Annotated in this window: 21 protein-coding genes and 3 tRNA genes; 3 read left to right on the top strand and 21 right to left on the bottom strand. The window is 55.7% G+C overall.

The annotated features are described in order from the left end of the window. The 17 genes from HMPREF0045_RS11385 to HMPREF0045_RS01970 all read right to left on the bottom strand — a co-directional run. Nucleotides 1-245 (bottom strand): transposase-like zinc-binding domain-containing protein (locus HMPREF0045_RS11385; RefSeq protein ID WP_462138031.1); only part of this gene is annotated, 245 nt, incomplete at its 3' end. Between the two features lie 261 nt (nt 246-506). After that, nucleotides 507-583: transfer RNA gene (locus HMPREF0045_RS02045), tRNA-Pro, on the bottom strand. Nucleotides 584-685: 102 nt separating this feature from the next. Beyond that, on the bottom strand, nt 686-2,821 hold the full coding sequence (gene der, locus HMPREF0045_RS02040; RefSeq protein ID WP_005985014.1) for a bifunctional cytidylate kinase/GTPase Der: 2,136 nt from the start codon (nt 2,819-2,821) through the stop codon (nt 686-688). 86 nt (nt 2,822-2,907) lie between these two features. Beyond that, a complete protein-coding gene (locus tag HMPREF0045_RS02035) occupies nt 2,908-4,005 on the bottom strand; it encodes a prephenate dehydrogenase (RefSeq protein ID WP_040315892.1) in 1,098 nt (365 codons plus the stop codon). A gap of 149 nt (nt 4,006-4,154) precedes the next feature. Continuing rightward, complete coding sequence (locus tag HMPREF0045_RS02030; RefSeq protein WP_005985010.1) at nt 4,155-5,051, bottom strand: pseudouridine synthase; 897 nt, start codon at nt 5,049-5,051, stop codon at nt 4,155-4,157. Nucleotides 5,052-5,103: 52 nt separating this feature from the next. Beyond that, nucleotides 5,104-5,964 (bottom strand): ParA family protein, encoded by an 861-nt coding sequence (locus HMPREF0045_RS02025; protein ID WP_005985008.1) that lies wholly within the window; start codon nt 5,962-5,964, stop codon nt 5,104-5,106. A gap of 79 nt (nt 5,965-6,043) precedes the next feature. Further along, nucleotides 6,044-6,976 (bottom strand): site-specific tyrosine recombinase XerD, encoded by a 933-nt coding sequence (gene xerD / locus HMPREF0045_RS02020; RefSeq protein WP_005985007.1) that lies wholly within the window; start codon nt 6,974-6,976, stop codon nt 6,044-6,046. Further along, on the bottom strand, nt 6,969-7,211 hold the full coding sequence (gene secG, locus HMPREF0045_RS02015; RefSeq protein WP_005985006.1) for a preprotein translocase subunit SecG: 243 nt from the start codon (nt 7,209-7,211) through the stop codon (nt 6,969-6,971). Before secG ends, xerD begins: the two co-directional genes overlap by 8 nt. A 169-nt stretch (nt 7,212-7,380) precedes the next feature. Continuing rightward, entirely contained in the window at nt 7,381-8,160 is a 780-nt protein-coding gene (gene tpiA / locus HMPREF0045_RS02010; protein ID WP_005985005.1) for a triose-phosphate isomerase, read from the bottom strand. A gap of 4 nt (nt 8,161-8,164) precedes the next feature. After that, on the bottom strand, nt 8,165-9,358 hold the full coding sequence (locus HMPREF0045_RS02005; protein ID WP_005985003.1) for a phosphoglycerate kinase: 1,194 nt from the start codon (nt 9,356-9,358) through the stop codon (nt 8,165-8,167). Nucleotides 9,359-9,510: 152 nt separating this feature from the next. After that, nucleotides 9,511-10,515 carry a type I glyceraldehyde-3-phosphate dehydrogenase gene (gene gap, locus HMPREF0045_RS02000; protein ID WP_005985000.1) on the bottom strand — a complete coding sequence of 335 codons (1,005 nt, stop codon included), beginning with the start codon at nt 10,513-10,515 and terminating at the stop codon, nt 9,511-9,513. A gap of 281 nt (nt 10,516-10,796) precedes the next feature. Next, nucleotides 10,797-11,804, bottom strand: coding sequence for a DNA-binding protein WhiA (gene whiA / locus HMPREF0045_RS01995; protein WP_005984998.1), 1,008 nt, complete (start codon nt 11,802-11,804; stop codon nt 10,797-10,799). Between the two features lie 4 nt (nt 11,805-11,808). Next, entirely contained in the window at nt 11,809-12,798 is a 990-nt protein-coding gene (locus tag HMPREF0045_RS01990) for a gluconeogenesis factor YvcK family protein (protein ID WP_005984996.1), read from the bottom strand. Beyond that, complete coding sequence (gene rapZ, locus HMPREF0045_RS01985) at nt 12,798-13,745, bottom strand: RNase adapter RapZ (RefSeq protein WP_005984994.1); 948 nt, start codon at nt 13,743-13,745, stop codon at nt 12,798-12,800. The genes HMPREF0045_RS01990 and rapZ overlap by 1 nt, the downstream gene beginning before the upstream one ends. Nucleotides 13,746-13,788: 43 nt before the next feature. Then, nucleotides 13,789-15,810 (bottom strand): excinuclease ABC subunit UvrC, encoded by a 2,022-nt coding sequence (gene uvrC, locus HMPREF0045_RS01980; protein ID WP_005984992.1) that lies wholly within the window; start codon nt 15,808-15,810, stop codon nt 13,789-13,791. Between the two features lie 51 nt (nt 15,811-15,861). Next, nucleotides 15,862-15,933: transfer RNA gene (locus HMPREF0045_RS01975), tRNA-Val, on the bottom strand. 1 nt (nt 15,934) lies between these two features. Continuing rightward, nucleotides 15,935-16,007 (bottom strand) — tRNA-Gly (locus HMPREF0045_RS01970). 119 nt (nt 16,008-16,126) lie between these two features. Between HMPREF0045_RS01970 and glgX the strand changes: the two genes are divergently transcribed. The 3 genes from glgX (at nt 16,127) to HMPREF0045_RS01955 (ending at nt 20,196) form a co-directional block, all read left to right on the top strand. Continuing rightward, entirely contained in the window at nt 16,127-18,250 is a 2,124-nt protein-coding gene (glgX, locus tag HMPREF0045_RS01965) for a glycogen debranching protein GlgX (RefSeq protein ID WP_005984989.1), read from the top strand. Nucleotides 18,251-18,322: 72 nt separating this feature from the next. Beyond that, entirely contained in the window at nt 18,323-18,925 is a 603-nt protein-coding gene (locus tag HMPREF0045_RS01960) for a DUF3000 family protein (protein ID WP_180963001.1), read from the top strand. Further along, the gene (locus tag HMPREF0045_RS01955) at nt 18,922-20,196 is read left to right on the top strand and encodes an HRDC domain-containing protein (protein WP_005984985.1); all 1,275 of its coding nucleotides are present in this window, start codon (nt 18,922-18,924) and stop codon (nt 20,194-20,196) included. The genes HMPREF0045_RS01960 and HMPREF0045_RS01955 overlap by 4 nt, the downstream gene beginning before the upstream one ends. Here the strand turns inward: HMPREF0045_RS01955 and pflA are convergent. From pflA to dxs, 4 genes are all read right to left on the bottom strand, one after another. Then, complete coding sequence (gene pflA / locus HMPREF0045_RS01950) at nt 20,183-21,058, bottom strand: pyruvate formate-lyase-activating protein (RefSeq protein ID WP_005984983.1); 876 nt, start codon at nt 21,056-21,058, stop codon at nt 20,183-20,185. The genes HMPREF0045_RS01955 and pflA overlap by 14 nt on opposite strands. Before the next feature lie 22 nt (nt 21,059-21,080). Continuing rightward, entirely contained in the window at nt 21,081-21,329 is a 249-nt protein-coding gene (gene grcA2 / locus HMPREF0045_RS01945; protein ID WP_005984981.1) for an autonomous glycyl radical cofactor GrcA2, read from the bottom strand. Nucleotides 21,330-21,422: 93 nt separating this feature from the next. Beyond that, entirely contained in the window at nt 21,423-23,549 is a 2,127-nt protein-coding gene (gene pflB, locus HMPREF0045_RS01940) for a formate C-acetyltransferase (RefSeq protein ID WP_005984979.1), read from the bottom strand. A gap of 269 nt (nt 23,550-23,818) precedes the next feature. Beyond that, on the bottom strand, nt 23,819-25,699 hold the full coding sequence (gene dxs / locus HMPREF0045_RS01935) for a 1-deoxy-D-xylulose-5-phosphate synthase (RefSeq protein WP_005984978.1): 1,881 nt from the start codon (nt 25,697-25,699) through the stop codon (nt 23,819-23,821). Between the last annotated feature and the right edge of the window lie 231 nt (nt 25,700-25,930).

Below are 25,930 nucleotides of genomic sequence, written 5' to 3'. Positions count from 1 at the left end.
GAGGCCACACCTCGCCACAAACCCTGGCATCGCCTGCGAAACGACCTGCCCCCACCTGGCATATCCGCCTGCCGATTACCGCTGAGCAGCCAGGCAAGAAACTCACCCAGATGCTTGGCCGAGGTATCAATCCGCTGCACGCCAGTTGAGTGGCACGAGGTGCAATGCCACCTCTGCTTGCCCGATTTCGACAGTCCGTACCGGATCAGCTTCCTGCCACAGGAATCGCATTTCGAGATGTTCACTCACCGAATCTGCCAGTACCAACTTTGACGCCCACTCTCCCGCACCATAAAGCCGAAAAGTCGATGTTTCACCAACACATTTTGTCCACCCTCAAAGTTGGCCCCCAACAACTTTGAACCAGACTTTCTCGCACTACAAAGCCGAAAGGTCGGGCTCAGACCAACTCTTTTTGTCCTTTAACCCCCGCATCGCCGCAGCAGAACCAGTCAAGCATTGCCTGAAACTAAAAAATCCCGTAGCTCTAAAGCTACGGGATTTGTTGGTCGGGCTGGCGGGATTTGAACCCACGACCCCTTGACCCCCAGTCAAGTGCGCTACCAAACTGCGCCACAGCCCGTGTGCTTACGATTTTCTCTTCGCTCGCAACGGATAAGAGATTACCGCAAGCAACCACTCAAAGGGAAATTGAAACCCAATGAGCTATGTCACTTTTATTTGGCTACTTACGCTTACGCTTCTCACGTACGCGCACACCGATCTGAATCGGAGAACCAGTAAAGCCAAATTCTTCACGCAGACGTCGCTCAATAAAGCGCCGATAGCCTGGGTCCAAGAAACCGGTAGTAAACAGCACTATGCGCGGCGGGGCCACCTGCACCTGCGCCCCAAACAGGATGCGTGGCTGTTTACCTCCACGCAGCGGGTGCGGGGTAGCAGCCTGCAACTCCCCTAGGAAGGCATTTAGCCGCGCCGTCGGAATGCGGGTGTACCAACCCTCAAGTGCGGCGTCGAGAGCACGCACCAGACGGTTAGTGTGCCAGCCAGTCTTAGCTGCCAGGTTGATGTGCGGCGCCCAGGAAACGTGGGCCAGGTCTTTTTCAATCTCCCACTTAAGCTGTGCCTGGCGATCTTCATCTACCAGGTCCCACTTGTTGTTAACCAACACCAGGGCGCGACCAGCATCAACTACCTGCTGGATTACGCGCACATCCTGCTCGCTAACCACATCAGAGCCATCAAGTAGCACCACGGCAACTTCAGCTTTTTCAATGGCAGCCTGAGTACGCAAAACCGCATAGAAATCAGCGCCGCGAGACTGCTTGACGCGCCGGCGGATACCTGCAGTGTCAACAAACACCCACTTGCGCCCATCAAGCTCAATGATTTCGTCAACCGGGTCACGGGTGGTGCCCGCGAGTTCATTAACCACCACACGCTGCGAGCCCGCAATGGAGTTAAGCAAAGAAGACTTACCCACATTGGGGCGGCCCACCAGCGCCACTCGATGCAGGTCACCCTCAGGGGCGGGGCCAGCAACTGCGCTGACTAGAGGCAAAATCTTCATGCAGGCATCTAGCACATCGCCACTACCGCGCCCGTGTAGCGCAGATACCGGGTAGGGCTCCCCCAGGCCAAGATTCCACAGCGCATAGGCATCGGCTTCCTGCACAGAAGAATCGACCTTGTTAGCGGCTAGCACCACGGGCTTACCGGAGCGACGCAGCAGCTTAACCACCTGGGCGTCAGTTTCGGTAATGCCTACGGTAGCGTCCACTACCAGCAGCACTGCGTCAGCCATTTCGATTGCCACTTCGGCCTGAGAAGCTACCGAGGCATCGAGCCCGGCCACATCAACTTCCCAACCACCGGTGTCAACAATGGTGAAGTCGCGTCCAGCCCAGTGGGCCGGGTAGGAAACGCGGTCACGGGTCACCCCGGGGCGGTCTTGAACTACTGCCTCACGTCGCCCTAGTACACGGTTGACCAGCGTAGATTTACCTACGTTGGGGCGGCCAACCACGGCCAACACGGGTAAACCAGCCTCAATTTTTTCTTCAGCGCCGTTGCGGGCGGGACCATCTAGGAGTGCTAAGTCTTCAGCATCTAGGTCATATTCACTCAAAGTGGCGCGCATAGCGTCAGTGCGTAGACGCTCGCTCTCCCCCAGCGCCTGGTCTTCCTCAATGGCTGCGCGCACTAGAGCGCTGACCTTTTCAACACTTTGGTTAAAGTCCAAGTTGGAGGTGTCAACTAGGGTGACGCCTTCGGGAGCCTCAAGGAATTGGGAGACTTTAGCGTCATCACGGTCGCGGCGTAGCACCTGGTCACGCAGAGCAGCTGCATCCACACTCTTACCAGCAGCCTCTAGCTGAGCAGCGCGGCGCTCTAGGCGAGCTTCCTCAGAGGCAGTGATTAGTAGGCGCACCTGCGCGTCGGGAGCAATCACGGTGGTGATGTCGCGCCCTTCTGCCACAATGCCGCCGTTGGCTGCGCCATGCTCAATCAATTCACGCTGGCGACGGCCTAATTCGGCGCGTACATCCAGGTTTGCAGCAATCTTGGAAACTACCGCAGAGATATGCGGCTCGCGAATAGCCTGAGCGATATCAATGCCATCCACGCTTAGGCCAGGGCGGCCAGGGTCAGTATCCATGTGTAGGGGCATGGAAATGACGGCGTCGCTTACGCCTTCTTGATCTTCCAGATCGATCCCTAAATGCTCGCACCACCAGGCGGCTGCGCGATACATGGCCCCCGTGTCCAGGTAGGCCAGTTGCAGCTGGCGGGCTACCGCCAGGGATACAGATGATTTACCCGAGCCGCTAGGCCCGTCAATAGCTACAACAATCCCCATCTTTTACTCCTAATTTTTAAGCTTCTAGTGTCAGCTTGCCATGTAAACAAGCCAGATACCACGTTTTAGCGCTAGCGGCGCAGGGTTTAATTAGCCACTATCTTCCATCCCTGCTGCTCCAAAGCTTGCCGCAGCCCTACCGCCGCCGCCGGCGCCACCAGTAATGTGGCCAGGCCTTGACGCTGACCTGCCGAGTGCTCAATCACCAGGTCTTCAATATTTACTTGCGCCGCGCCCACATCGTTAAATAGCCGCGCTAGCTGCCCGGGAGCATCTGGGATCAGCACCATCACTTCGGCATATCGGCTGGGGGCCCCGCCGTGTTTACCCGGAATACGGTCACGGCCCAGGTTGCCGCGTTGCATTACGTCTACGACTGTCCCCACCGCGCCGCGCCCCTGTTCCAGCGCCTCGATCAGAGCGTCTATATCCACCCGCAGTTCACGTAGCACTTGGGATACCGAAGAACGGTTGGCGTTTAGGATGGCTGCCCACAGGCGCGGATCGGAGGCGGCAATACGGGTAGTATCACGCAGTCCCTGACCGGCTAGGTTTAAGGCCACTTCAGGGGCTTGTTCTAGACGCGCCGCTAACGCTGAGGCTACTAGTTGCGGGGTGTGCGATATTAGCGCTACCGCCCGGTCATGTTCAGCTGCACCTAGCTGGGTGGGTAGAGCACCCAGGTCAATGGCTAGTTGCCGCACTGCGCTTAGGGCATTTGGGCTGGTGGCAGAGGTTGCAACTAGCACCCAGGGGCGCGCGTCGAACAGGTCAGCGCGGGCACTAGCCGCCCCGGAGCGCTCGCGGCCCGCCATGGGGTGGGAACCCACGTAGCGTTGGGCTAGGTCAGGGGCATGTTCTAGTACGCACTTGGCAATGGGTTCTTTTACGCTGGCTACGTCAGTTACGACGGCGCCGGGGTAGTTGCGTAGGGCGTGTACGACGACGTCGCCGGCCACATCCGGGGGCGTGGCCACTACTACCAGGGCTGGCACCGGCGCAGGCTGAGCAGATAACGGCTGACCTGCACCTAAATCGCAAGCGAGTTCCAAACCGGTGGGTGAAGAGTCTTCTAGCCATACCTGCACGCCAGTGCGGGTTAGAGCTAAACCAATACTGGCTCCTAGTAAACCTGCCCCAATAATAAGTACCGGAGAGTTAACAAGAGGCGCGGGTGCACTAATCAGGTTCGCAGACACTAAACCATTGACACTGTCTAATTCTTTAGTAAGCGACTGTTCTAGCGCATCCTTGACAGCGTCTAGCTGGTCAGAAGATCTCCCCTCCCCCGCCACAACTTCATCTATAGGGTTTAGCCCCTCTTGCAGCTTAGTCACAGTTCTAGCTCTCGCTGTAGCTCCATGATTTCTTCACTACTTAAAGCCCGCATTTGCCCGGGAGCAAGTGAACCTAAATGCAAATTAGCAATACGGGTACGCGCCAGACGCTGCACCGGGTGACCTACTGCTGCTAGCATGCGGCGCACGATCCGGTTCCTGCCACTGTGGAGTGTAACCTCCACAATCGAGCCAGCCTTAGTGGCTTCTTTAATGGTTACTTTGTCGGCATTAATAGGGCCATCATCTAGTTCAATGCCGCGCTGCAACTTTCGCGCAGTGCCGCGCTCAAACTTACCTTTAACAATGGCGATATAAGTTTTTGAGGTCTCATATGAAGGGTGCATCAAACGATGCGAAAGCTGACCATCATTACTCAGTAGTAATAAGCCCTCAGTATCAGTATCCAACCGACCAACATGCACTAAACGGATTGAGCCAAGCTTGTGCTCTTCTACGTAGCGGCGCCCAAAAGCAGCCACAGTAGGACGCCCCTGTGGATCTTCCATCGTGGTAACTACCCCAGTGGGCTTATTAAGCATCACCGTAATCACGTCAGGATCAGCCAAAATACGCTGGCCGTCAACACGGATCTCTTGGGTCTGCGGATCAACTCGTAAACCCATGTCCCTAACCTTGACACCGTCTACGCTTACTCGACCTGCAGCGATTAGCTTTTCGCTCATGCGCCTAGAGCCCACACCAGCATGGGCTAAGACTTTTTGTAGACGCTCACCTTGTTCCTGATGTGGATCATGGTGCTCACCGCCTGATTTATCCGCATCAGCATGGCCAGTAGACAGCTCTAAATCGCTGTCATCAACTTCTATTTCTTCCAGATCGTCGTCGTCATAAAATTCTTGACCTGAAAAATCAAGGGAAACGTCACTCACCCTTTAATCTTCTCATTGCTGAGGCTTAAACGCTATCTAGCCTCAGCCACTTCTAGGCTACGTTACCGCGTGAGATCACTTCACGGGCAAGACGCCGGTAAGCCTCAGCCCCCGGGTGGGTGGGCGCATATACGGTGATCGGTTCGCTAGCCACAGACGCGTCAGGGAACTTAACCGTACGGCGAATCTGAGTATTGTAAAGCCGCTCTTGGAAAGCTTCTTCTAGCCGCTCAAGTACTTCACGGGAATGCAAAGTGCGTGGGTCAACCATGGTGGCCAAAATACCGTCAATTTGTAGTCGCGGGTTTAGACGATCGCGAATACGGTCAACAGTTTCAACTAGCAATGCCACACCACGTAGCGCAAAGAACTCAGTTTCTAGGGGAATCAACACCCCGTGTGAAGCAGTTAGGGCATTAATGGTGAGCAAACCTAGTGAAGGCTGGCAGTCTACAAAGATAACGTCATAGTCATCCATGATTGGACGCAGCACTCGATGCAAAGCCTGCTCGCGGGCCACCTCATTAACCAGCTGCACTTCAGCAGCAGATAGGTCAATGTTGGCAGGAACAATATCTAGCCCCTCCACCGCAGTGTGGTGAATAGCTGGACGCACATCTGGACGGTTAGCCACTAGTAGGTCATAGATAGTGGTGTCCAAGACATTAGAGTTGATGCCCAAACCAGCTGAGGCCGCGCCTTGCGGATCAAAGTCAACGATCAACACTTTACGGCCATATTCTGCCAGTGCAGCTGCCAAGTTAATGGTGGTAGTAGTTTTACCTACCCCACCTTTCTGGTTACATACCGAGATAACTCGAGCCGGGCCGTGAGCATCCAACGGCATGGGAACCGGAAAATCCACGACCGGTAGTTCGTGGGTGTCGTTGCCGGGTTGCTGGGAATCGTTCACGGCTCAAGCCTAGTGCAAGCTGGCTTTAAAACCAGGACAGCCGCGCCGGATAGCTAAGAGCAAACTTATTTGAGGATTTTTAGCCGCGTGCTCGCGGATGGCTGGTGGCATATACCTCGCGCAGATGGTCAATGGTGACCTTGGTGTATATCTGCGTAGTGGTTACTGAGGCATGGCCTAGCATTTCCTGTACTACACGCACATCTGCCCCACCGTTTAGTAGATGGGTGGCAAACGAGTGGCGCAAAGTGTGTGGAGAAATATGCTCACTTAAGTTTGCCCGTTTAGCTGCACTTTGCAGCACTGCCCAAGCGCTTTGGCGGCTTAGGGGCCTACCTAAAGTATTTAGGAAAATAGCTGGTGAACCGGTGCCTTTTAAACCAAGGATGGGGCGTGACTGCACCAGGTAAGCATCCAAGGCAGCCAGGGCGTAGCGCCCTACCGGCACGATACGTTCTTTTGCACCTTTACCAAATAGGCGCACTACGCCGTTGTCACGGTCAAAATCATCGATACTTAGTGAAACTACTTCGGAAATACGCGCGCCAGTGGCGTAAAGCAACTCAATCAGGGCTCGATCACGCAGGCCTAAAGGTGAGTCATCAATATTGGCGGCTTCTATCAAAGCCTCAACCTGGCTGATGCTTAGAGCTTTAGGCAGTCGTTTAGCAATAGCCGGTGGCTTAACTTGCGCTGCGGGGTTATCTGCAGTTATGCCTTCTTCAGCAATGAACTTATGCCAGCCGCGCACAGCCGTAATGCAGCGTGAGGCCGAAGCTGGAGCTAACGGCGAGGCGCCGTCGGCCCCTGAGCGGATAGCAAGAAGAAAGTCACTGACGTCAGTGCTGGTGATAGCACTGGGGTCAGTGACTGCGCGACTGCGAAGAAAATTGACGTAACGGCTTAAGTCACGCCGGTAAGCTCCAGCGGTATTTTGACTTAAGCCGCGTTCGACCCGCAGGTGCGAAAGGTAAGTTTCTAAGGCTTTCGCCAGCTGATCGCGATCAGGCAAAGCGAGCGATTAGGCCTAGACCTACGATGGTGGCAACCCAAACGATGCCTACACCGATGGTAATGCGGTTGAGGTTACGCTCGGCTACGCCAGAAGAACCTACCGAGCTAGACAGACCGCCACCGAACATGTCGGATAGACCGCCGCCCTGGCCTTTGTGCAGCAGGATCGTCAAAATCAGGAAGAAGCTAGACAGGAACAGCAAAACCTTAAGCACGATTGCCAAGATAGCCACCTTACGCGCCTCCTTATTACTAGTCGGGTTTGCAGCTATAGCTGCACTGATTGAAATACTACCTGTGCAAAGAAGTTTTTAACGAATTACTAGCTTTAAACACTAGATAGTTGCAGCGCTAAACGGGGGCCAACCTTGAGGTTGACCCCCGTTTTACGACTGAGTGTTATCAGGCGTAGAAGTTGGCCATCTCGCCGAAGGAGTCAGCCTTCAGGGAAGCGCCACCAACCAGGGCGCCGTCGATGTCGGGCTGAGCCATGAGCTCCTTGATGTTGCCGGGCTTGGCAGAGCCGCCGTAGAGCACGCGCACGACGTCGGCAACTTCGTCGCCGTAGTCTTCACGCAGGGCAGCGCGGATAGCACCGCAAACTTCCTGAGCATCTTCGCTGGTAGCGGTCTCACCGGTACCGATGGCCCAGATGGGCTCGTAAGCGATGACGATCTTGGCGACGTCCTCACCGCTCCAGCCCTTGAGGGCGGCGCGGATCTGGCCAACCACGAACTCTACGTGGGTGCCGGCCTTGCGGACCTCTAGGGCCTCACCGCAGCACAGCAGCGGGGTCATGCCAGCGTCGAGGACCTTGCGGGCCTTGGCGCCAACGTACTCGTCGGACTCGCCGTGGTACTCACGACGCTCGGAGTGACCCATTAGCACGTAGGTGCAGCCTAGCTTGGTTAGCATCTCGGTGGAGATTTCACCAGTGTAGGCACCGTTGTCGTGGGTGGATACGTCCTGAGCACCGTACTTGATGCCCAGCTCGTCAGCCTCGACGACAGTCTGCACAGAGCGGATGTCGGTGAAAGGCGGGAAAACAACTACCTCACACTTGGAGTAGTCGTGCTCGTCTTCCTTCAGCTCCACAGCCAGGCCCTGGATTAGGTGGTTAGCCTCGAGGTGGTCGAGGTTCATCTTCCAGTTACCGGCCATAAGGGGGGTACGGTTGGTCATATTTTCAGCCTTCCAGAACAGCAATACCGGGTAGAACCTTGCCCTCGAGCAGCTCGAGGGAGGCGCCACCACCAGTGGAAATGTGGGAGAACGTGGACTCGTCGAAGCCCAGGTTACGTACGGCGCTAGCGGAGTCGCCACCACCGATGACGCTGAAGGCGTCAGACTCGCTCATGGCCTTGGCTACAGCCTTGGTGCCTTCGGCAAAAGCGGGGAATTCGAATACACCCATGGGGCCGTTCCATACCACAGTCTTGGCAGACTTGATCGCGTCAGCGAACAGCTCGCGGGTCTTGGGGCCGATGTCTAGACCCATCTGGTCGGCCGGGATCTCGGTGGAGGGAACCACGGTGGCCGGGGCGTCAGCACCGAAGTAGGGGGCCACTACGGTGTCAACGGGCAGCAGCAGCTCGACGCCGTTCTTTTCGGCGGTCTCGATGTAGCCCTTGACAGTGTCAATCTGGTCCTTCTCCAGCAGCGAGGTACCAACCTCGTAGCCCTTAGCGGCTAGGAAGGTGTAGGCCATACCGCCACCAACGATCAGCTTGTCAGCCTTGGACAGCAGGTTGGCGATAACACCGAGCTTGTCGGAAACCTTGGAGCCACCCAGCACCACTACGTAGGGACGCTCAGGGTTGTTTACGGCCTTGCCCAGGGACTCGATTTCCTTGGCAACTAGCAGACCGGTAGCGGCCGGCAGTAGCTTGGCAACGTCGTAAACCGAAGCCTGCTTGCGGTGCACAACACCGAAACCGTCAGAGACGAACACGTCAGCCAGGGAGGCTAGTTCCTTAGCAAAAGCTTCACGCTCAGCGTCGTCCTTGGAGGTCTCAGCAGCGTTGAAACGTACGTTCTCCAGCAGCACGATCTCGCCGGGCTTGGCTTCGGCCACAGCAGCCTTGGCACCCTCGCCTACGGTGTCGCTGGCCAGGATTACCTTGGCGCCAGACAGCTCCTGTAGACGCTTGGCCACGGGGGCTAGCGAGTAGTCGGGGTTGACCTTGCCCTTGGGGCGGCCCAGGTGAGCCACCACGATTACCTTGGCGCCTGCGTCAAGCAGCAGCTTCAGGGTAGGTAGGGCGGCGCGAATACGACCGTCATCGGTAATGTTCTTGTCTGCATCTAGCGGCACGTTGAAGTCGGAGCGAACTAGTACGCTCTTGCCGCTTAGATCACCGAGGCTCTCGATGGTCTTCATAATCGTTTTCTCCTTTAATACAGCTTTGTATCCGCTAATAGCGGAGTTATCCGGTTGCCTACTTTAAGCAGGTCCGGTGCAGCTGAGCCCGCGTACTAATGTGCGCGGGCTCAGCTTTTTAGAGAGTGATACTCCCGTTAGTTCGACTTAACTCAGGCGAGCTTGGAGCCGACCAGAGCGGTCAGGCGAACCAGAGCGTTGGAGTAGCCCCACTCGTTGTCGTACCAGGACAGAACCTTGACCAGGTTGCCGATAACCTTGGTCTCGGTGGCGTCGAAGATGGAGGTGTGGGGGTTACCAACGATGTCGTGGGAGACGATCGGGTCCTCGGTGTACTCTAGGACACCCTTGAGCTCACCCTCAGCAGCGGCCTTGACGGCAGCCTTAACGGCCTCGACGGAAACTTCCTTCTCGGCCACGAAGGTCAGGTCGGTCAGGGAGCCGGTCGGGGTGGGGACGCGGACGGCTAGACCGTCGAAACGACCCTTGAGCTCGGGCAGAACCAGGGCCACAGCCTGAGCAGCACCAGTCTTGGTGGGGATCATGTTCAGGGCAGCGGCGCGGGCGCGACGCAGGTCCTTGTGAGGAGCGTCCAGGATGCGCTGGTCACCGGTGTAGGAGTGGATGGTGGTCATGATACCGCGCTCGATACCGAAGTTCTCGTGTAGAACCTTGGCTAGAGGAGCTAGGCAGTTGGTGGTGCAAGAGGCGTTAGAAACGATGTTTAGGTCGTTGGTGTAGTCGCCGTCGTTAACACCCATGACGAAGGTGCCGTCAACGTTCTTCGCGGGAGCGGAGATGACGACCTTCTTGGCGCCAGCCTCGATGTGAGCCTTGGCCTTCTCACCATCGGTGAAGAAACCGGTGGACTCAACAACGACCTCAACGCCTAGCTCGCCCCAGGGCAGGTCAGCGGGGTTGCGCTGAGCTAGAACCTTGATTTCCTTGCCGTTAACGATGAGGGAGTCCTCGGTGAAGGAAACTTCGCCATCGAAGCGACCCAGGATGGAGTCGTACTTGAGTAGGTGGGCTAGGGTCTTGGTGTCGGTCAGGTCGTTGACGGCGACAACCTCAAAGTCTGCTCCCTGCTTTAGGGCGGCGCGGAAGAAGTTACGGCCGATGCGGCCGAAGCCGTTAATACCAACGCGGGTGGTCACTTTGTGTCCTCCTAGTGCGCACATAGCGCACAGTTCTTCTTGGTCAAATGCACTTTACGTGCCCCGGAGTCAGATTCCGCGAGGTGCGGTTCCTTACCGGACGCAGCCAGTCTATCCTCACAAAAGCCCGCTTGCCTATCCAGTTTGGCAATTTGCCCCTTACGGATTTCACAGAGCGTAAAGGATCGTATACATACTCAAAGCAGATAAGCCGTTTAATAGGACTTAAGTCCCATTAAACGGCTTTGGTCACATCGTTGTTAATGCAAACACGATGGGCGTCAGTCTTCGAGCATCTCCCCGGTCAGCACTGAGCTAGTGTCAGCCATACCACGCTCATGAGCGACCTTATCGGCGCTAGCTAGCAAGCGCCGAATCCGCCCCGCAATAGCATCCTTAGTAAGCGGCGGCGTCGCCAACTGCCCTAGCTCCTCCAGGGACGCATGCTTATGCTCCAAACGCAACAAACCGGCCTGGCGCAAGTTTTCAGGGATATCATCACCCAAAATTTCAAAGGCCCGCTCCACCTTGGCGCTATTAGTTACTGCCGCCCGAGCACTGCGACGCAAGTTAGCGTCGTCGAAATTAGCTAGGCGGTTAGCAGTACCTCGCGACTCACGCCGTGAACGCTGCTCATCCCACAGGGCCACCGTCTTTTTAGCCCCCATACGGGTGAGCATCTTAGAAATAGCCTCCCCGTCACGAATCACCACTCGGTAGCTGCGCCTAGCTTCACGGTGAGTAGCAGTTAAATCAATACTCTTGGCCACCCCCACCAAAGCCACCGCCGCCTGCTCAGAAGGGCAAGTAACCTCCATGGCATAGGAACGCTCCGGAGCAGTTAGCGAACCGCGCGCCAAAAAAGCTCCTCGCCAGGCTGCCCCAACTACAGTGCGACCACCCCAAATCACCGGCTTAGGCAGACCCAACACCGGTTCATCTTTGGAATTCAACAGCCCACTTTGGCGTGCAAACAAATTACTGGGAACAGTTACAGCCAGCTTATTGCCGCTATCCAAGGTGCGCACCATATAGCGCTCCCCACGCTCAGGAGTGGTCTGATTAAGCCTGATCAGCTCAGTCTCTACCTTGTAATAGCGGGCAATAAGTTTACGCAGTCGCTGGGCGCTAGCTAGGTGATCTAACTCCGCATACACCAGATAGCTAGACCTTAGACGCTGCAAACCACCTGCAAAGCGCAATATAGACGCCACCTCTGCCTGCGCCTCCTTAACACTGGCAGGGACGACGCAGGCTAGCTCATTTTTAACGTCTAAGGTCAAAGACATTTACCTAGGCTCCCAGGGATTCAAAGGTCTGTTTCAAAGCAGATCCTAGCAAGAGCGGGTCATGTACTCCGCCACAAGCATCCCCACAAACTTCAAACTCCATCAAAGTACCCCCCATACGCTCAGTACAAGCCACCAGACGAGCCCGATCACCACACTGGCGCGGGTCACAGATAACTGCATCAATGCGTAAATCAGGGGCATAAGCTTCTAAAGCCTCCAGCAAGTCTGCCGCTCCCATGCCCACAGTCTCAGCTTTAGAAGTTCCCAAATTCATAATCACGGCCTTTTTAGCCTTAGTAGAAACCAAAGCTCGGTGCATAGCCGGCAGTAATAGGTGCGGTAGTACCGAGGTGTACCAAGAACCCGGCCCTAACAACACCCAGTCAGCTGCGTCAATAGCGCGCACAGCCTCCGGGTGAGCATCAGCGTCCGCAGGCACCACCGCTAAATGCTTCACGCAACCAGTAGCCTTAGCTACGGCAGCCTGCCCACTTAGGTGCTCACAGTTATCTCCCTGCCAAGAATCAGCCTCGATAACCAGCGGCGAAGAACTCATAGGCACTACGCGCCCATGAATATTAAGCAGCCTGCCCACCCAGTCAAGCCCCACTAAGTCATCTTCAAGCAGCTGCCATAGCGCCAAAATCAGTAGGTTTCCCAGGGCGTGATTATCCAGCTCCCCCTGTCCTTTAAAACGGTGCTGTAAAACATCACGCCAAGTGGTACCCCAGTCGGTGGAGTCATCACAAAGCGCCGCTAAAGCCATGCGCAAATCCCCCGGCGGCAGACAGTCAAACTCGCGACGCAGGCGCCCAGAAGAGCCGCCATCATCAGCAACCGTAACCACTGCAGTGGGGTCAATGTCGATGCTACGCAGAGCCTTTAAGGTGGCAGACAAACCATGTCCACCCCCCAGGGCTACTACCCGGTCGCGGCGGGCACCACCAGGCTCATCAGCTTCAATACAGTTTTCATCTAACGCCACACTCATCACTCCCGTCCCAAGTCACGGTGATAGGTACGCACGCAGAACCCGGCTGCCTGCAAACGTGCAGCCACGCGCTCTGCGCTAGCCACCGAGCGGTGCTTACCGCCGGTGCATCCCATCGCAATCGTGACGTTCGGTTTAAGTTCATCTAAATAGTGTGGCAGAACCGGAACCAGCAGGTTGGCGTATTGGTCAACAAATTGAGCTGCACCGGGCTGAGCGAAGACATATTCAGCCACAGGCGCATCGCGACCGGTTAAATGACGCAGCTCCCCCACCCAGTAAGGGTTAGGAATAAAACGCACGTCACATACGTAATCTGCATCTAGCGGAATGCCGTATTTAAAGCCAAAGCTCATCACATTGATCTTTAACGCCAAGTCAGACTCAGTAGCCACCAGGTCACGAATCTGGCGTGACAGATCATGCACAGAGCAGTTTGAAGTATCAATCACATCATCCGCGCGAGTGCGTAAATCACCTAGCAGCGCGCGCTCGCGGTTAATACCTTCCAAAATTGACCCCCGCCCCTGCAACGGGTGCGGGCGGCGTGAAGACTCAAAACGACGCACCAAGGCTGCATCTGAGGCGTCTAGGAAAATAACCCGGTAGTTTACGTCCGTGTCACGCAGACGCTTTAGGTAGTCATAGAACTGGCTGAAAAAGTCACGGCTGCGCACATCAACCACTACGGCTAGGCGGTGCACTCCCCCGCCATCAGCGGTCATCATGCCTGCCAGCGCCGGCAGCATCTGAGGCGGAAGGTTATCAACCACATACCAATCGAGATCTTCCAGAGCCATGGCGGCGCGTGAACGGCCGGCTCCAGACATGCCGGTAACAATTAATAATTCAGGACGCTGAGCAGGCTCAACTGGCGCGGCCTGCGCATCTAGTACAGGAATACCTTGAGGGACAGTGTTAAGTGATGCGCTTTCGCTGTGGGTCATGAACTCATGATCCCATGTTTGGATGCGTGTTAACAGCCTGCGGTTATTTATGACTATTCTTTTTAGCTCCACCCGCCGGATGTGCATCCAGGTGATCCTTGATGGCCTGCGCTAATGCAGGTCCGACCCCTTTAGCCTGGGTTAATTGTTCAACGCTAAGCTCACGCATGGCGGCCACTGAACCAAATTGACGCAGTAATGCGCTCTGCTTGGCCGGGCCTAGACCAGGTACCTCATCTAGAACTGAGCGGGTCATGGCTTGAGCGCGGCGTTTGCGGTGATGGGTAATGGCAGCGCGGTGGGATTCGTCGCGCAAATACTGCAGCAGGTATAGGGCTGCTGAGGTACGCGGGAAAATCACCGGGAATTGATGGCCGGGCACCCACACTTCCTCCAGGCGCTTAGCTAAGCCAATTACGGGGATGTCAGCGCCCATCTCCTCAATCACGGCCTGGGCGGCATTAACTTGAGGCAGACCACCATCAACCACAATCAGTGAAGGGGCGTAGGCAAAACGCTTGGGTTTGCCCGTTTGTGGGTCAATGGGGCCGGAGGTAATGGTGACTCCATCCTCGTCTTCCCCACTCATTTCCGGGTGCCCTGAGGCAGCCAGGTAGCGGCGTACTCGACGGGTTAGCACTTCACGCATGGCAGCGGTGTCATCACTTGCGCCGTTGCCGTCTTCGCCGCGAATAATGAATTTACGGTATTCACTCTTGCGCGGGGCTCCGTCTTCAAAGACCACCATCGAGGCCACCTGGTGGGTGCCCTGGGTGTGGGAGACGTCGTAGCATTCGATGCGTAGTGGGGCGGTTTCTAGCTCCAAAACTTGGGCGAGTTCTTCCAGCGCCGCCGAACGCTGGGTTAGATCGCCTACGCGCTTGGCTTTGTGTAGGCGCATAGCGTCTTCAGCGTTTTTTAGTACTGTGCCCAGTAAGGCGCGTTTGTCACCACGGTGAGGCACCCTGATTTCTACGTTGGCACCGCGCAGTGAGCTGAGCCAGTCGCGTAAAGTATCTAGATTTTGGGGCAGGGTGGGCACCAGGATTTCTCGCGGTACAGCTGAGGTGTCACTGTGGGCGACGTCGTCTACGCTGGTAGGGGCCTGCATGTTGCCGCGTCCGGGGGTTGCGTCCCCATAAACCTGTTCGATTAGGTTTTCCAGTAGGGCGGCGTCGTCTAGTGGCTCAACCAACTCCACCACCCAGCCGCGCTGACCGCGAATACGTCCGCCACGCACGTGAAATACCTGTACGGCGGCCTCTAGCTCGTCGCGTACCAGGGCGAAAACATCGGCATTAGTGGCGTCTGGAAGCACCACGGCGTTAGCTTCAATTACCTTTTTCAAGGCGGCAATATCGTCACGTAAACGTGCTGCCCGCTCATAGTCAAGCTTTTGGGCAGCCTCCTGCATCTGTTTTTCAAGCGCACGCACGTAGGGGCCGGTGCGCCCAGACATGAAAGAGCAAAAATCTTCCGCTAAGGCGTAGTGGTCTGCTACCGAAATGCGCCCTACACAGGGAGCTGAGCATTTATCTATATACCCCAGCAGACAGGGCCGACCTGAGGCTTGGGCGCGTTTTAGTACCCCTTGAGAGCAGGTGCGTACCGGAAAGACCCGCAGTAGCTGATCAACCGTGTCGCGAATAGACCAGGCCTGTACAAATGGCCCAAAGTAACGCACTTTAGGTTTACGCGCCCCGCGCATAACCTGCACGCGCGGAATGGTGTCCCCCATGGTTACAGCCAGGTAGGGGTAGGACTTGTCATCCTTGTACATGACGTTGAAGCGCGGGTTAAATTCCTTAATCCAGGAATATTCCAGGGCCAGTGACTCCACCTCGGTTTGCACCACAGTCCACTTAACTGCCACTGCAGTGGTCACCATTTTTTGGGTACGTGGATGTAGCGCGCTTAAGTCCTGGAAGTAGTTACTCAGGCGCTGACGCAGATTTTTGGCCTTGCCAACATAGATAACTCTGCCTTGCTCATCGAGGAAACGATAGACGCCCGGAGAAGTAGGAATTTGGCCAGGAGCTGGTTTATAAGTAGATGGATCCGCCATGACAATACAAAATGGTATAAAAAAACCCAGCCTTAAAAGCTGGGAAACGCGTGGGCGATACTGGGATCGAACCAGTGACCTCTTCCGTGTCAGGGAAGCGCGCTCCCGCTGCGCCAATCGCCCGAGCGGATGACGGGACTCGAACCCGCGACCCTCACCTTGGCAAGGTGATGCTCTACCAACTGAGCCACATCCGCATTAACTCCCCTTGCGGGGTGCAGGTAGAAACTTACCCGCCTTAAGCCCGCTGATGCAAATCGAAATACAGTTACATGCATCACACCAAGGTTTGTGTCATTACCAATAGAATTGGTTCATGCTTAATGCCCCCACGCAAATTTGGCCCGGAAACCGCGCCCCGCTAGGCGCAACCTTTGATGGTTCGGGCACGAATTTCGCTATTTATTCCGCCGTTGCCACCAAGGTTGAGCTGTGCCTTTTTGACCGCGAGGGTAATGAGAACCGTATTGAATTAACCGAAGTCGATAACGACGTCTGGCACTGTTACCTGCCGGGTATCGTCCCTGGTCATCAGTATGGTTACCGCGTCTACGGCCCCTATGATCCAGCCAATGGTCACCGCTGTGATCCTAGCAAGCTACTACTAGACCCTTACGCCAAAGCCATCAGTGGCACGGTGAAAAACGACCCCAGCTTGTTCTCCTATGACTTTGCTGACCCCACCCAGCGCAACGAGGAAGACTCAGCCGATTCCACCATGCGCTCAGTGGTAGTTAGCCCCTTCTTCGACTGGGGCCGCGACCGCCCCCCAGCTCACCCCTACAACGAAACCATCATTTATGAAGCTCATGTAAAAGGCTTCACCAAGCTGCACCCAGATATTCCCAAGGAATTACAGGGCACCTACTTGGGTCTAGCTCACCCGGCCGCCATTAAGCACCTGACTGATCTGGGCGTAACCGCAATTGAGCTAATGCCGGTGCACCAGTTCGTTAATGACACCAGTTTGCAGGACAAGGGCCTGAGTAACTACTGGGGTTACAACACCATTGGTTTCTTTGCTCCCCACAATGGTTACGCTACCTATGGGCAAGACGGCCACCAGGTCAACGAGTTCAAGACCATGGTTAAAAGCCTGCACGAGGCTGGCATTGAAGTAATTTTGGATGTGGTTTACAACCACACCGCTGAAGGTAACCACATGGGCCCCACCCTCTCCTTCAGGGGTATCGATAACGCCTCCTACTACCGTCTTGTCGACGGCGATCAAGCCCACTACTTTGACACCACCGGTACGGGTAACTCCCTACTGATGCGTTCACACGCAGTTTTGCAGCTGATTATGGACTCACTGCGTTACTGGGTTACCGAGATGCATGTGGACGGCTTCCGCTTTGACCTAGCCTCCACTTTGGCTCGTCAATTCCATGAGGTAGACAAGCTTTCCACCTTCTTTGAACTTATCGCCCAAGATCCGGTACTTAGCGGCGTCAAGCTAATTGCTGAGCCCTGGGACGTGGGCGACGGTGGTTACAACGTAGGTGAGTTCCCCGCTCTGTGGAGCGAGTGGAATGGTAAGTACCGTGACACCATGCGTGACTTCTGGCGCGGTGAGCCCTCTACTTTGGGTGAGTTTGCTGCCCGCATTTCCGGCTCCGCTGACCTATATCAGCACTCGGGACGTGCGCCGATGGCTTCAATTAACTTCATCACCGCCCATGATGGCTTCACCTTGAATGACTTGGTGTCCTACAACAACAAGCACAATGAAGCTAACGGCGAAGGTAACGCCGACGGTGAATCCAACAACCGCTCTTGGAACTGCGGTGAGGAAGGACCAACCGAAGATCCCGAAGTTTTGTCTCTGCGTAGCCGCCAGATTAAGAACTTCCTCACCACCATGCTCTTTAGCCAGGGCGTGCCCATGATCTGCCATGGCGACGAAATGGGACGCACTCAGGCAGGCAATAACAATGTTTACTGCCAGGACAACGAGCTTTCCTGGGTTAACTGGAATTTAACTGCTACCCAGCAGGATCTGTTGCACTTTACCCGCCGGGTAATCAAGCTACGTAAAGACCACCCGGTACTGCGCCGTCGTCGTTTCTTCTACGGTGACGCCGCCCACGGCGGTGAGAGTAAGCTGCAGGAAATCGGCTGGTTGCGTCCCTCGGGCGAGCACATGCGCGATGAGGACTGGACCGCCTGGTATGCGCGTTCACTGATGGTTTACGTCAACGGTCACGCTATCTCTGAGCCTGATCGACGTGGCGAAAAGATCGTGGACAACTCCTTCCTGCTGCTGGTTAACGCCTCTGAGGAAGACATTGAGTTCACTATTCCCACTGAACCTACCGGCACCAGTAAAGCCTGGAAGGTGGTAATTGATACTCAACCAACTAAGGGCTTGCCACGAAAGCTCAAGCCCAAAGCCAAAGTTGAGGTCGAGTCCCACTCGTTGTGCCTACTGATGAACTAAAGCCCTGGATCTGGTGCTTTAAATGCGGCGTGGCTAGCGTATTTTGTGCTAGCCCGCCGTTACATTGGCAGTGTGAGTCTGCATATAGCTCCCCCACCTGCCGATCTGGAGGAAGCCCCCAGCCGGGCTGGCCAAGAGCCGCGCGAATTTATTAAGGCGCTGGAATCTTTGCGTCTAGCGCAGGTACCTCCCAGCGTCACCGTGGAGGAAGTTGAACCCCCACGTGGGGTAAGCCAATACTCTGCGGCCATAGACTCGCGCACACTACTCATGGCAGATGGGGAGTCAGTAGGCACCGGATCCTTCGTGATTCTCTACGATCAGGAGCAGATCTCCCTGTGGGGTTCGCCTTTCCGGCTAGTAGCCGGGGTACGTGCACAGATAGATGAAGAAGCCAGCACTGATCCTTACTTGGGTCAAATCACCTGGGCACGCTTGCCTGAAGAATTAGATCGGGCCGGGGCTGGCTACTCAAATGTGTCTGGAACTGTAACTCGTACACTTTCAGAGAGCTTTGGTGGCATAGAATTGACCCGTGCCAAGGCACACGTAGAGTTGCGCTGTTCCTGGTCCCCCACCAGTGAGGATCTGGCCCCGCACATGGTGGCTTGGCTGCACTTGGTGTCCCAAATGGCTGGGATACGTCCGTTTAAAGATGTGGAAGTGGTTGTATGAGCACTGGTGAACCCTCGCGGAAAATTACAGTTCCAGCAGACGGTTTACCAGATCTGACCGACACTCCCCAGAAACTTCATTTAGCTGCTGAGCGTTTACGCGCAGGTACCGGCCCGGTGGCAGTAGATACAGAGCGTGCCTCAGGCTACCGCTATGGTCAAGATGCTTATCTGGTGCAGCTACGTCGCGACGGCGTAGGCACCTTATTAATTGACCCGGTAGGCACTGGGCGTGACTTTAGTTGCATCAATGAGGCCTTAACTGGGGTGGAGTGGATTTTACATGCGGCAGACCAGGATATGCCTTGCCTAGCTAAGCTAGGTATGCGCCCTGATGCGCTTTTTGACACTGAGCTAGCTGCCCGCATTTTGGGACGTGAAAAGCGCGGGCTAGGCCACCTGATTGAAGACACTTTAGGTTGGCATTTAGCCAAAGAGCACTCCGCAGCTGACTGGTCAGTGAGGCCACTACCCACCTCCTGGCTTAACTATGCCGCGCTAGATGTGGAGCTACTAATTGATCTACGCTCAGCTCTACTAACTGAACTGGAGTTAGCCGGAAAACTGCAGTGGGCACTAGCCGAATTTGAATTTGAACGCACCGCTCCCCCGCGCCCTGAACGTGTAGATCCCTGGCGTCACATGCATGGAGCCGGCAGGGTAACCACCGCACGTGGACGAGCAATTTTACGTAATCTGTGGCTTACCCGTGAAGAAATAGCTAAAGCACAAGATCTACCACCAGTGAAGGTACTACCACATTACGCGATCGTAGCTGTAGCTAAACGTATGCCAAATTCACGTAAACAGCTGCGAGCTATTCGAGAGATGTCCTCGCGCGATGCGCGTGCATATATGGAGCAATGGTGGAAGGCAGTTGATAGCGCTATGAAACTGCCAGAATCACAGCTACCTAAGCCCATCGATCTAGCTCCTGTAGGTAAGGTGCCAGAACTACGTGTATGGTCACGACGCTACCCGCTGCATTTCGAAGTACTACAAACAGTACGCGAAACCGTGCATAGCTGCGCTGCGCAGCTAACTTTAATTCAAGAAAACCTGCTTTATCCCGGCTTACAACGAAAACTAGCCTGGTACTGGTACCCAGGCATGGATGTGGCCGAATACTTAGCTGATAACGGCGCTAGGGCATGGCAAATTCACCAGGTAGCCCCAGCCTTGCAGCTGCGCCTGGAAGAATTAAATCTTACCCAAGCGCAGCTACAAGCTGACCGAGAATATAAGCGTGTAGCCGGCTCTAAAAAACGTTAAAACCGTAGCTTCTAAAGAGCTGACGTACCTCATCAGTGTGCTCAGGGCTAGGCGGTTTTACGTCTCGTAGCTTGTATTCCAAGCCCAAAGCATCCCACTTATCGGTGCCCATCTGATGGAAAGGCAGCACTTCGAAGCGAGTAACGTTTTTCCAAGGCTTTACGATTTCAGCCACTGCCCGCATATTGTCTGGATCATCGGTTAGACCGGGAACCAGTACAAAACGGATCCAAACCTCAATACCTTTAGCAGCTAGACGGTTGCCAAACTCAATGGTGGGAGCTAGTTCGCGCCCAGTTACCTGCTTGTAGGTTTGCGGATCGCCACTTTTTACATCAAGCAGCACCAGATCCACATTATCGAGCATCTCATCGTCTGCGTGCGCCCCCAGGTAGCCAGAAGTATCCAGGCAGGTGTGAATACCCATCGCTTTGGCACCCTTAACCAGGCGTTTAGCGAAGGCCGGCTGCATTAGTACTTCTCCCCCGGACAGGGTGATGCCGCCATTGGTGGCCCTAAACAGACCCCGGTAGCGGCGCATACGGCGCAGCAGTTCATCAGCCTCGATCGGTTCACCATCCTTCATCAGGAAGGTGTCGGGGTTGTGACAGTACAAACAGCGCAGTGGGCAACCGGCCAGGAACACGGTCATGCGTGTGCCCGGACCATCCACTGCAGTTACCAGTTCCCAAGAGTGAATAGAACCCAGGGAACCGTCACGCATTTTCGCTAGACGTTGCGAACGCTCGATATCGGTGAGCTCTACTAGCCCACCGGTACCAGCGCCGCGCAGGCGGGCACCTGGCGCCAGGAAGTCCTGGTCACGCGGTCCCGCCTGCGTAGAAGTTGTTACTGAAGTCATTGCCTGTAACAGACAACTTTCCTCAGGCGCTCTGGTGGAAGGTACGAGCCAGAACGTCCAGCTGCTGCTCGCGGGTTAGCTTGACGAAGTTAACAGCGTAGCCAGAAACGCGAACGGTCAGGTTCGGGTACTTCTCGGGGTTCTCGATGGCGTCCTCGAGGGTGGAGCGGTCTAGCACGTTGATGTTGGCGTGGTACAGACCCTTGACGCCCTGCTGAGCCTCGCGGTTAGCCTTCATGGAAGCTAGGCGCTCTTCGTAAGTGGTGGCCATTTTCTTTCTCCTTTTAGAGATTGCCGGGATTTCCGGCGGCCCGCCGCCATCTGGGTTAGGCGGCGGGCCTAGGTTTACTGGATGCTGTGTGGGTTAGAAACCCTTGGTTGCGTCTTCCACGCAGGACTCGTCGGCCAGGAAGCCGGCGTCGAGGATACCAACCAGGTTGGCTACCTGCTCTTCCTTGGTACGGCCCAGACCCTGCGGGGTAATGGTGTTGGTCAGCGAGATGCCGTCTAGAGCATCGTTGTAGTCCAACTTACCGACGCTGAGCATGGAGGCGACCATACCGTGGGTGTCCATACCGTTCTCCGGGTTAGCACCAGGAGAGAACGGGGTGCCCTTGCGGTGACCGGACGGGAAGGAACCGGTGGCCTTGCCGTAAACCACGTTGGAGGTAATGGTTAGTACGGACTGGGTCGGGATCGCGTCGCGGTAGAGCGGAATGGCGCGGATCTTGCTCATCACGGTGTGAACCACGGTGGCCGCAATGTCGTCGGCGCGGTCGTCGTCGTTACCGTAGATCGGGAAGTCACCCTCAGTGCGGTAGTCAACCACCAGGCCAGACTCGTCGCGGATGGGGTAAACCTTGGCGTACTTAATGGCGGACAGGGAGTCGGCCACGATGGATAGACCAGCGATACCGCAACCCATGGTGCGCACGATTTCCTTGTCGTGCAGAGCCATCTCGATGGCCTCATAAGCGTAGCGGTCGTGGCAGTAGTGGATGATGTTGAGGGCCTCAACGTAGGTGCCCACAACCCAGTCCAGCATCTGCTCGTACTTTTCCCAAATGTCGTCAAAGTCCAGCGGACCGTCGCCCTCAACACCCTGGTGGTCGGGAACGATGAGCTTACCGCTCATTTCGTCACGGCCGCCGTTGATGGCGTAAAGCAGGGCCTTGGCGGCGTTAACGCGGGCGCCGAAGAACTGCATCTGCTTACCTACACGCATCGGGGACACGCAGCAGGCGATAGCGGCGTCGTCGCCCCAGTGCTCACGAATCTGGGGGTCAGACTCGTACTGAATCGAGGAGGTCTCGATGGAGATAGCAGCGCAGAAGTCCTTGTAACCCTCAGGTAGGTTCTCATCCCAGAAGATGGTGATGTTCGGCTCGGGAGCCGGGCCCAGGTTACGTAGAGTCTGCAGCAGACGGAAGGAGGTCTTGGTGACCAGGGTACGGCCGTCGTCGCCGAAACCAGCGTCAGACCAGGTGGCCCAGTAGGGGTCGCCGGAGAAGATCTGGTCGTAAGCGATGGTGCGCAGGAAGCGGACGATACGCAGCTTCATGACCAGGTTGTCGATCAGCTCCTGAGCGCGAGACTCGGTGATCTTACCGGCCTTTAGGTCACGCTCGAAGTAGACGTCTAGGAATGCGGACAGACGACCAATGGACATGGCCGCGCCGTCCTGGCTCTTAACGGAAGCCAGGTAAGCGAAGTAGGTCCACTGCACGGCCTCGTGAGCGTCCTTAGCCGGGCCGGAGATGTCGTAGCCGTAAGAAGCAGCCATGTTCTTGAGCTTCTTAAGAGCCTTGATCTGCTCAGCGTGCTCCTCGCGGAAACGAGCCCAGTGCTCAGAGAAGGGCTGGCCAACTACAGAGTCCTTGTCCTTCTGCTTCTGCGCAATCAGGTAGTCAACACCGTATAGGGCCACGCGGCGGTAGTCACCAATAATGCGGCCACGGCCATAGGCGTCAGGCAGACCGGTAATGATGTGGCTAGAGCGAGCCGCACGAATGTTGGGAGTGTAGATGTCGAAAACGGCATCGTTGTGGGTCTTGCGGTACTTGGTGAAGATCTCCTTCACGGCAGGGTCGTATTCCTTGCCTGCTTCGTGAATAGCGGTCTCAACCATGCGCCAGCCGCCATTGGGCATCATGGCGCGCTTGAGGGGGCTGTCAGTCTGCAGACCAACCACTACGTCGTCCTGCTCGCTGATGTAACCGGGCTTAAAAGCGTCGATATCAGTGGGGGTGTGGGTGTCTACGTCAAGGATGCGTACTTTGCGTTCCTCAGACAGGTAGTCCTTCTCCAGGGTCTCCCACAGGCTCGTGGTCTTTTCAGTGGGGCCAGCTAGGAACTCTTCACCGCCCAGGTAAGGGGTGTAGTTGCGCTGAATGAAGTCGCGAACATCGATCTCTTCATTCCATTTGCCAAGGTTAAAACCCTGCCAAGCTTCAGGCACCTGCGTGGCGTTTGCCACTGCCTCTGTAGTCATCCAAATCCTCCTGTTCGGTCGGCGTTAGCCGCCCGACATTGGTGGTTCATCGTCCTGTGGGCGAGACAGCGACTCCTTCGCGCCGTCTCCTTAACTCTAAGTCTTTCTGCTTAACTTCTGTCTAAGTTAAGCCTTAAAAGCGGCGTTAGGTCCCTCACAACCAAACGTTAGTCCTATCAGACTAGCGCATAATTGCAGCGTTTTAAGTAGGGTTCCCCAGGTCACGCAAGGACTATAGTCCCACACAAGGGGGTGGTTTGACTAGGCTTTCACTGCGCGAAAAAAGCCTGTACCCGCGCCACAATCCCCTCGCTATCCATGCCCATATCAGCCATTAGCTGCGCACGGGTAGCGGTTTCGAGGAACTTTTTAGCAATGCCAATACGCGACATGGGGGTGTACAGCTGGGCTACCTCCATTTGATCGCGCAATGCAGAGCCAAAACCGCCATCAACCAGCCCGTCTTCAGCGCTAACCACCAGGTCATAGTCGCGAGTTAACTGAACTAGAGCCGGGTTAATCGGCAACAGCCAGCACGGATCAATCACATCAGGGGCGTATCCCAAAGTTTCTAACTGCGCCGCCGCCGCTAGCGTCGGCTCAGCCATAGCCCCAGCCGCCACTAGTAGCACACGCTTACCAGCCCCCTGCTTGCTACTGCGGTAAAGCCAGTCCATCCCTTCTAGGGTTTCAATAGCCTCAATCGGGGCAGGCATAGAGCCTTTACGGTAACGCAGCATGCTAGGGCCGTCGTCGATAGCCACAGCCTGACGCAGCTGACGGCGCAAAGTAGCTTCATCACGCGGAGCCGCTAAACGCATACCAGGAATCATGGCAGCCATAGCGATATCCCACATGCCGTTATGACTGGCCCCATCTGCACCAGTAATACCGGCTCGATCAAGCACCACTGTCACCGGGGCGTGGTGCATGGCCACATCCATCAACAGCTGGTCATAGGCACGGTTTAAGAAAGTTGCATACAGAGCCACCACCGGGTGCATGCCCGCAAAAGCCATGCCAGCCGCCATAGTCAACGCATGCTGCTCGGCAATACCCACATCAATAACCCGCTGCGGATAGGCCTCAGATAGCAGGTTTAGCCCCACCGGGGCCTTCATGGCGGCAGTAACACCCACTATCGAGTCATTTTCGTGGGCAATAGCCAAGATTTCTTCAGCAAAAACCTTGGTCCAGCCAAAACGCGAAGGCACTACTGGTAAGCCAGTTTCCGGGTGGATCTTGCCGACTGCATGGAAACGATCGGCCACATCCTCCTCAGCCGGGCTATAGCCGCGCCCCTTTTCAGTTTTAACGTGAACGATCACCGGATCTTCATAGTCGTGGGCCAGTTGCAGCGCCGCCTCCAGGGCCTGTAAATCATGTCCATCAACCGGGCCAGTGTATTTAATGCCCAGATCCTCAAAGATAACCTCGGGAACTACCAGATCCTTAAGCCCCCGCTTAAGCCCATGCAGCGCCCCAAAAGCTTTACGGCCCGCTGCCCCCTGGCTAAGTAGCGCCGACTTTATGCGCCCTAAAGTACGTTCATATTCAGCTGAGGTACGTAGTGCATCTAGATGGTGAGCTAGCCCGCCAATAGTTGGGGCATAGGAACGGCCGTTGTCGTTAACTACGATCACCAGGTGCTTATCGGGAGAAACCGCAATGTTGTTCATGGCTTCCCAAGCCATGCCGCCGGTCATGGCCCCATCACCAATCACAGCTACCACGTGCGAGCGAGTATCCCCCTTTAAAGCCTTAGCGCGCGCTACGCCGTCGCCCCAAGACAGGGCAGTAGAAGCGTGAGAGTTTTCGACGACGTCGTGAGCAGACTCAGCGCGTGAGGGGTATCCCGAGATGCCGCCGCGCTCCCGCAAAGCGGAAAAATCCTGCCGGCCAGTAAGCAGCTTGTGCACATATGACTGATGCCCAGTATCAAAAATTATGGTGTCGCGTGGAGAATCAAAGACGCGATGCAGCCCAATAGTTAGCTCCACAACCCCCAAATTGGGGCCTAGGTGACCACCAGTGCGAGCTACCGATTGAATCAAGTACTGGCGAATTTCCTCGGCTAGCTCAGGTAATTGCTGCGCCCCTAGAGCCTTGAGATCATCGGGATTACTGATCGACTCCAGAAGTTTGCCCAATTGTCTCGACCCTTTCTTGACCGTCTTACGTTTGACCGTCTTGGTGGTTCCAGGCGGCGGGGACCACGCGATAGCCTCTGCTAATTTTCCACGCTAAACCCTCAAGCATCAAACCAGCTAGAGCCTAATGTGAGCCGTGACCAGATAGAAACCGAGCAAATTTATCAGCCCCCCAGCCCTGCACGCACGCTTTGCTAGTGCTTCACATAGCGATAATTTGTTATCGAAACA

This window comes from Actinomyces graevenitzii C83, assembly GCF_000239695.1.
In the GTDB taxonomy this organism is placed as follows: Bacteria; Actinomycetota; Actinomycetes; order Actinomycetales; family Actinomycetaceae; genus Actinomyces; species Actinomyces graevenitzii.
Note: the sequence above shows the minus strand (reverse complement) of the source record. Positions and strands in the feature narration are given on the sequence as shown.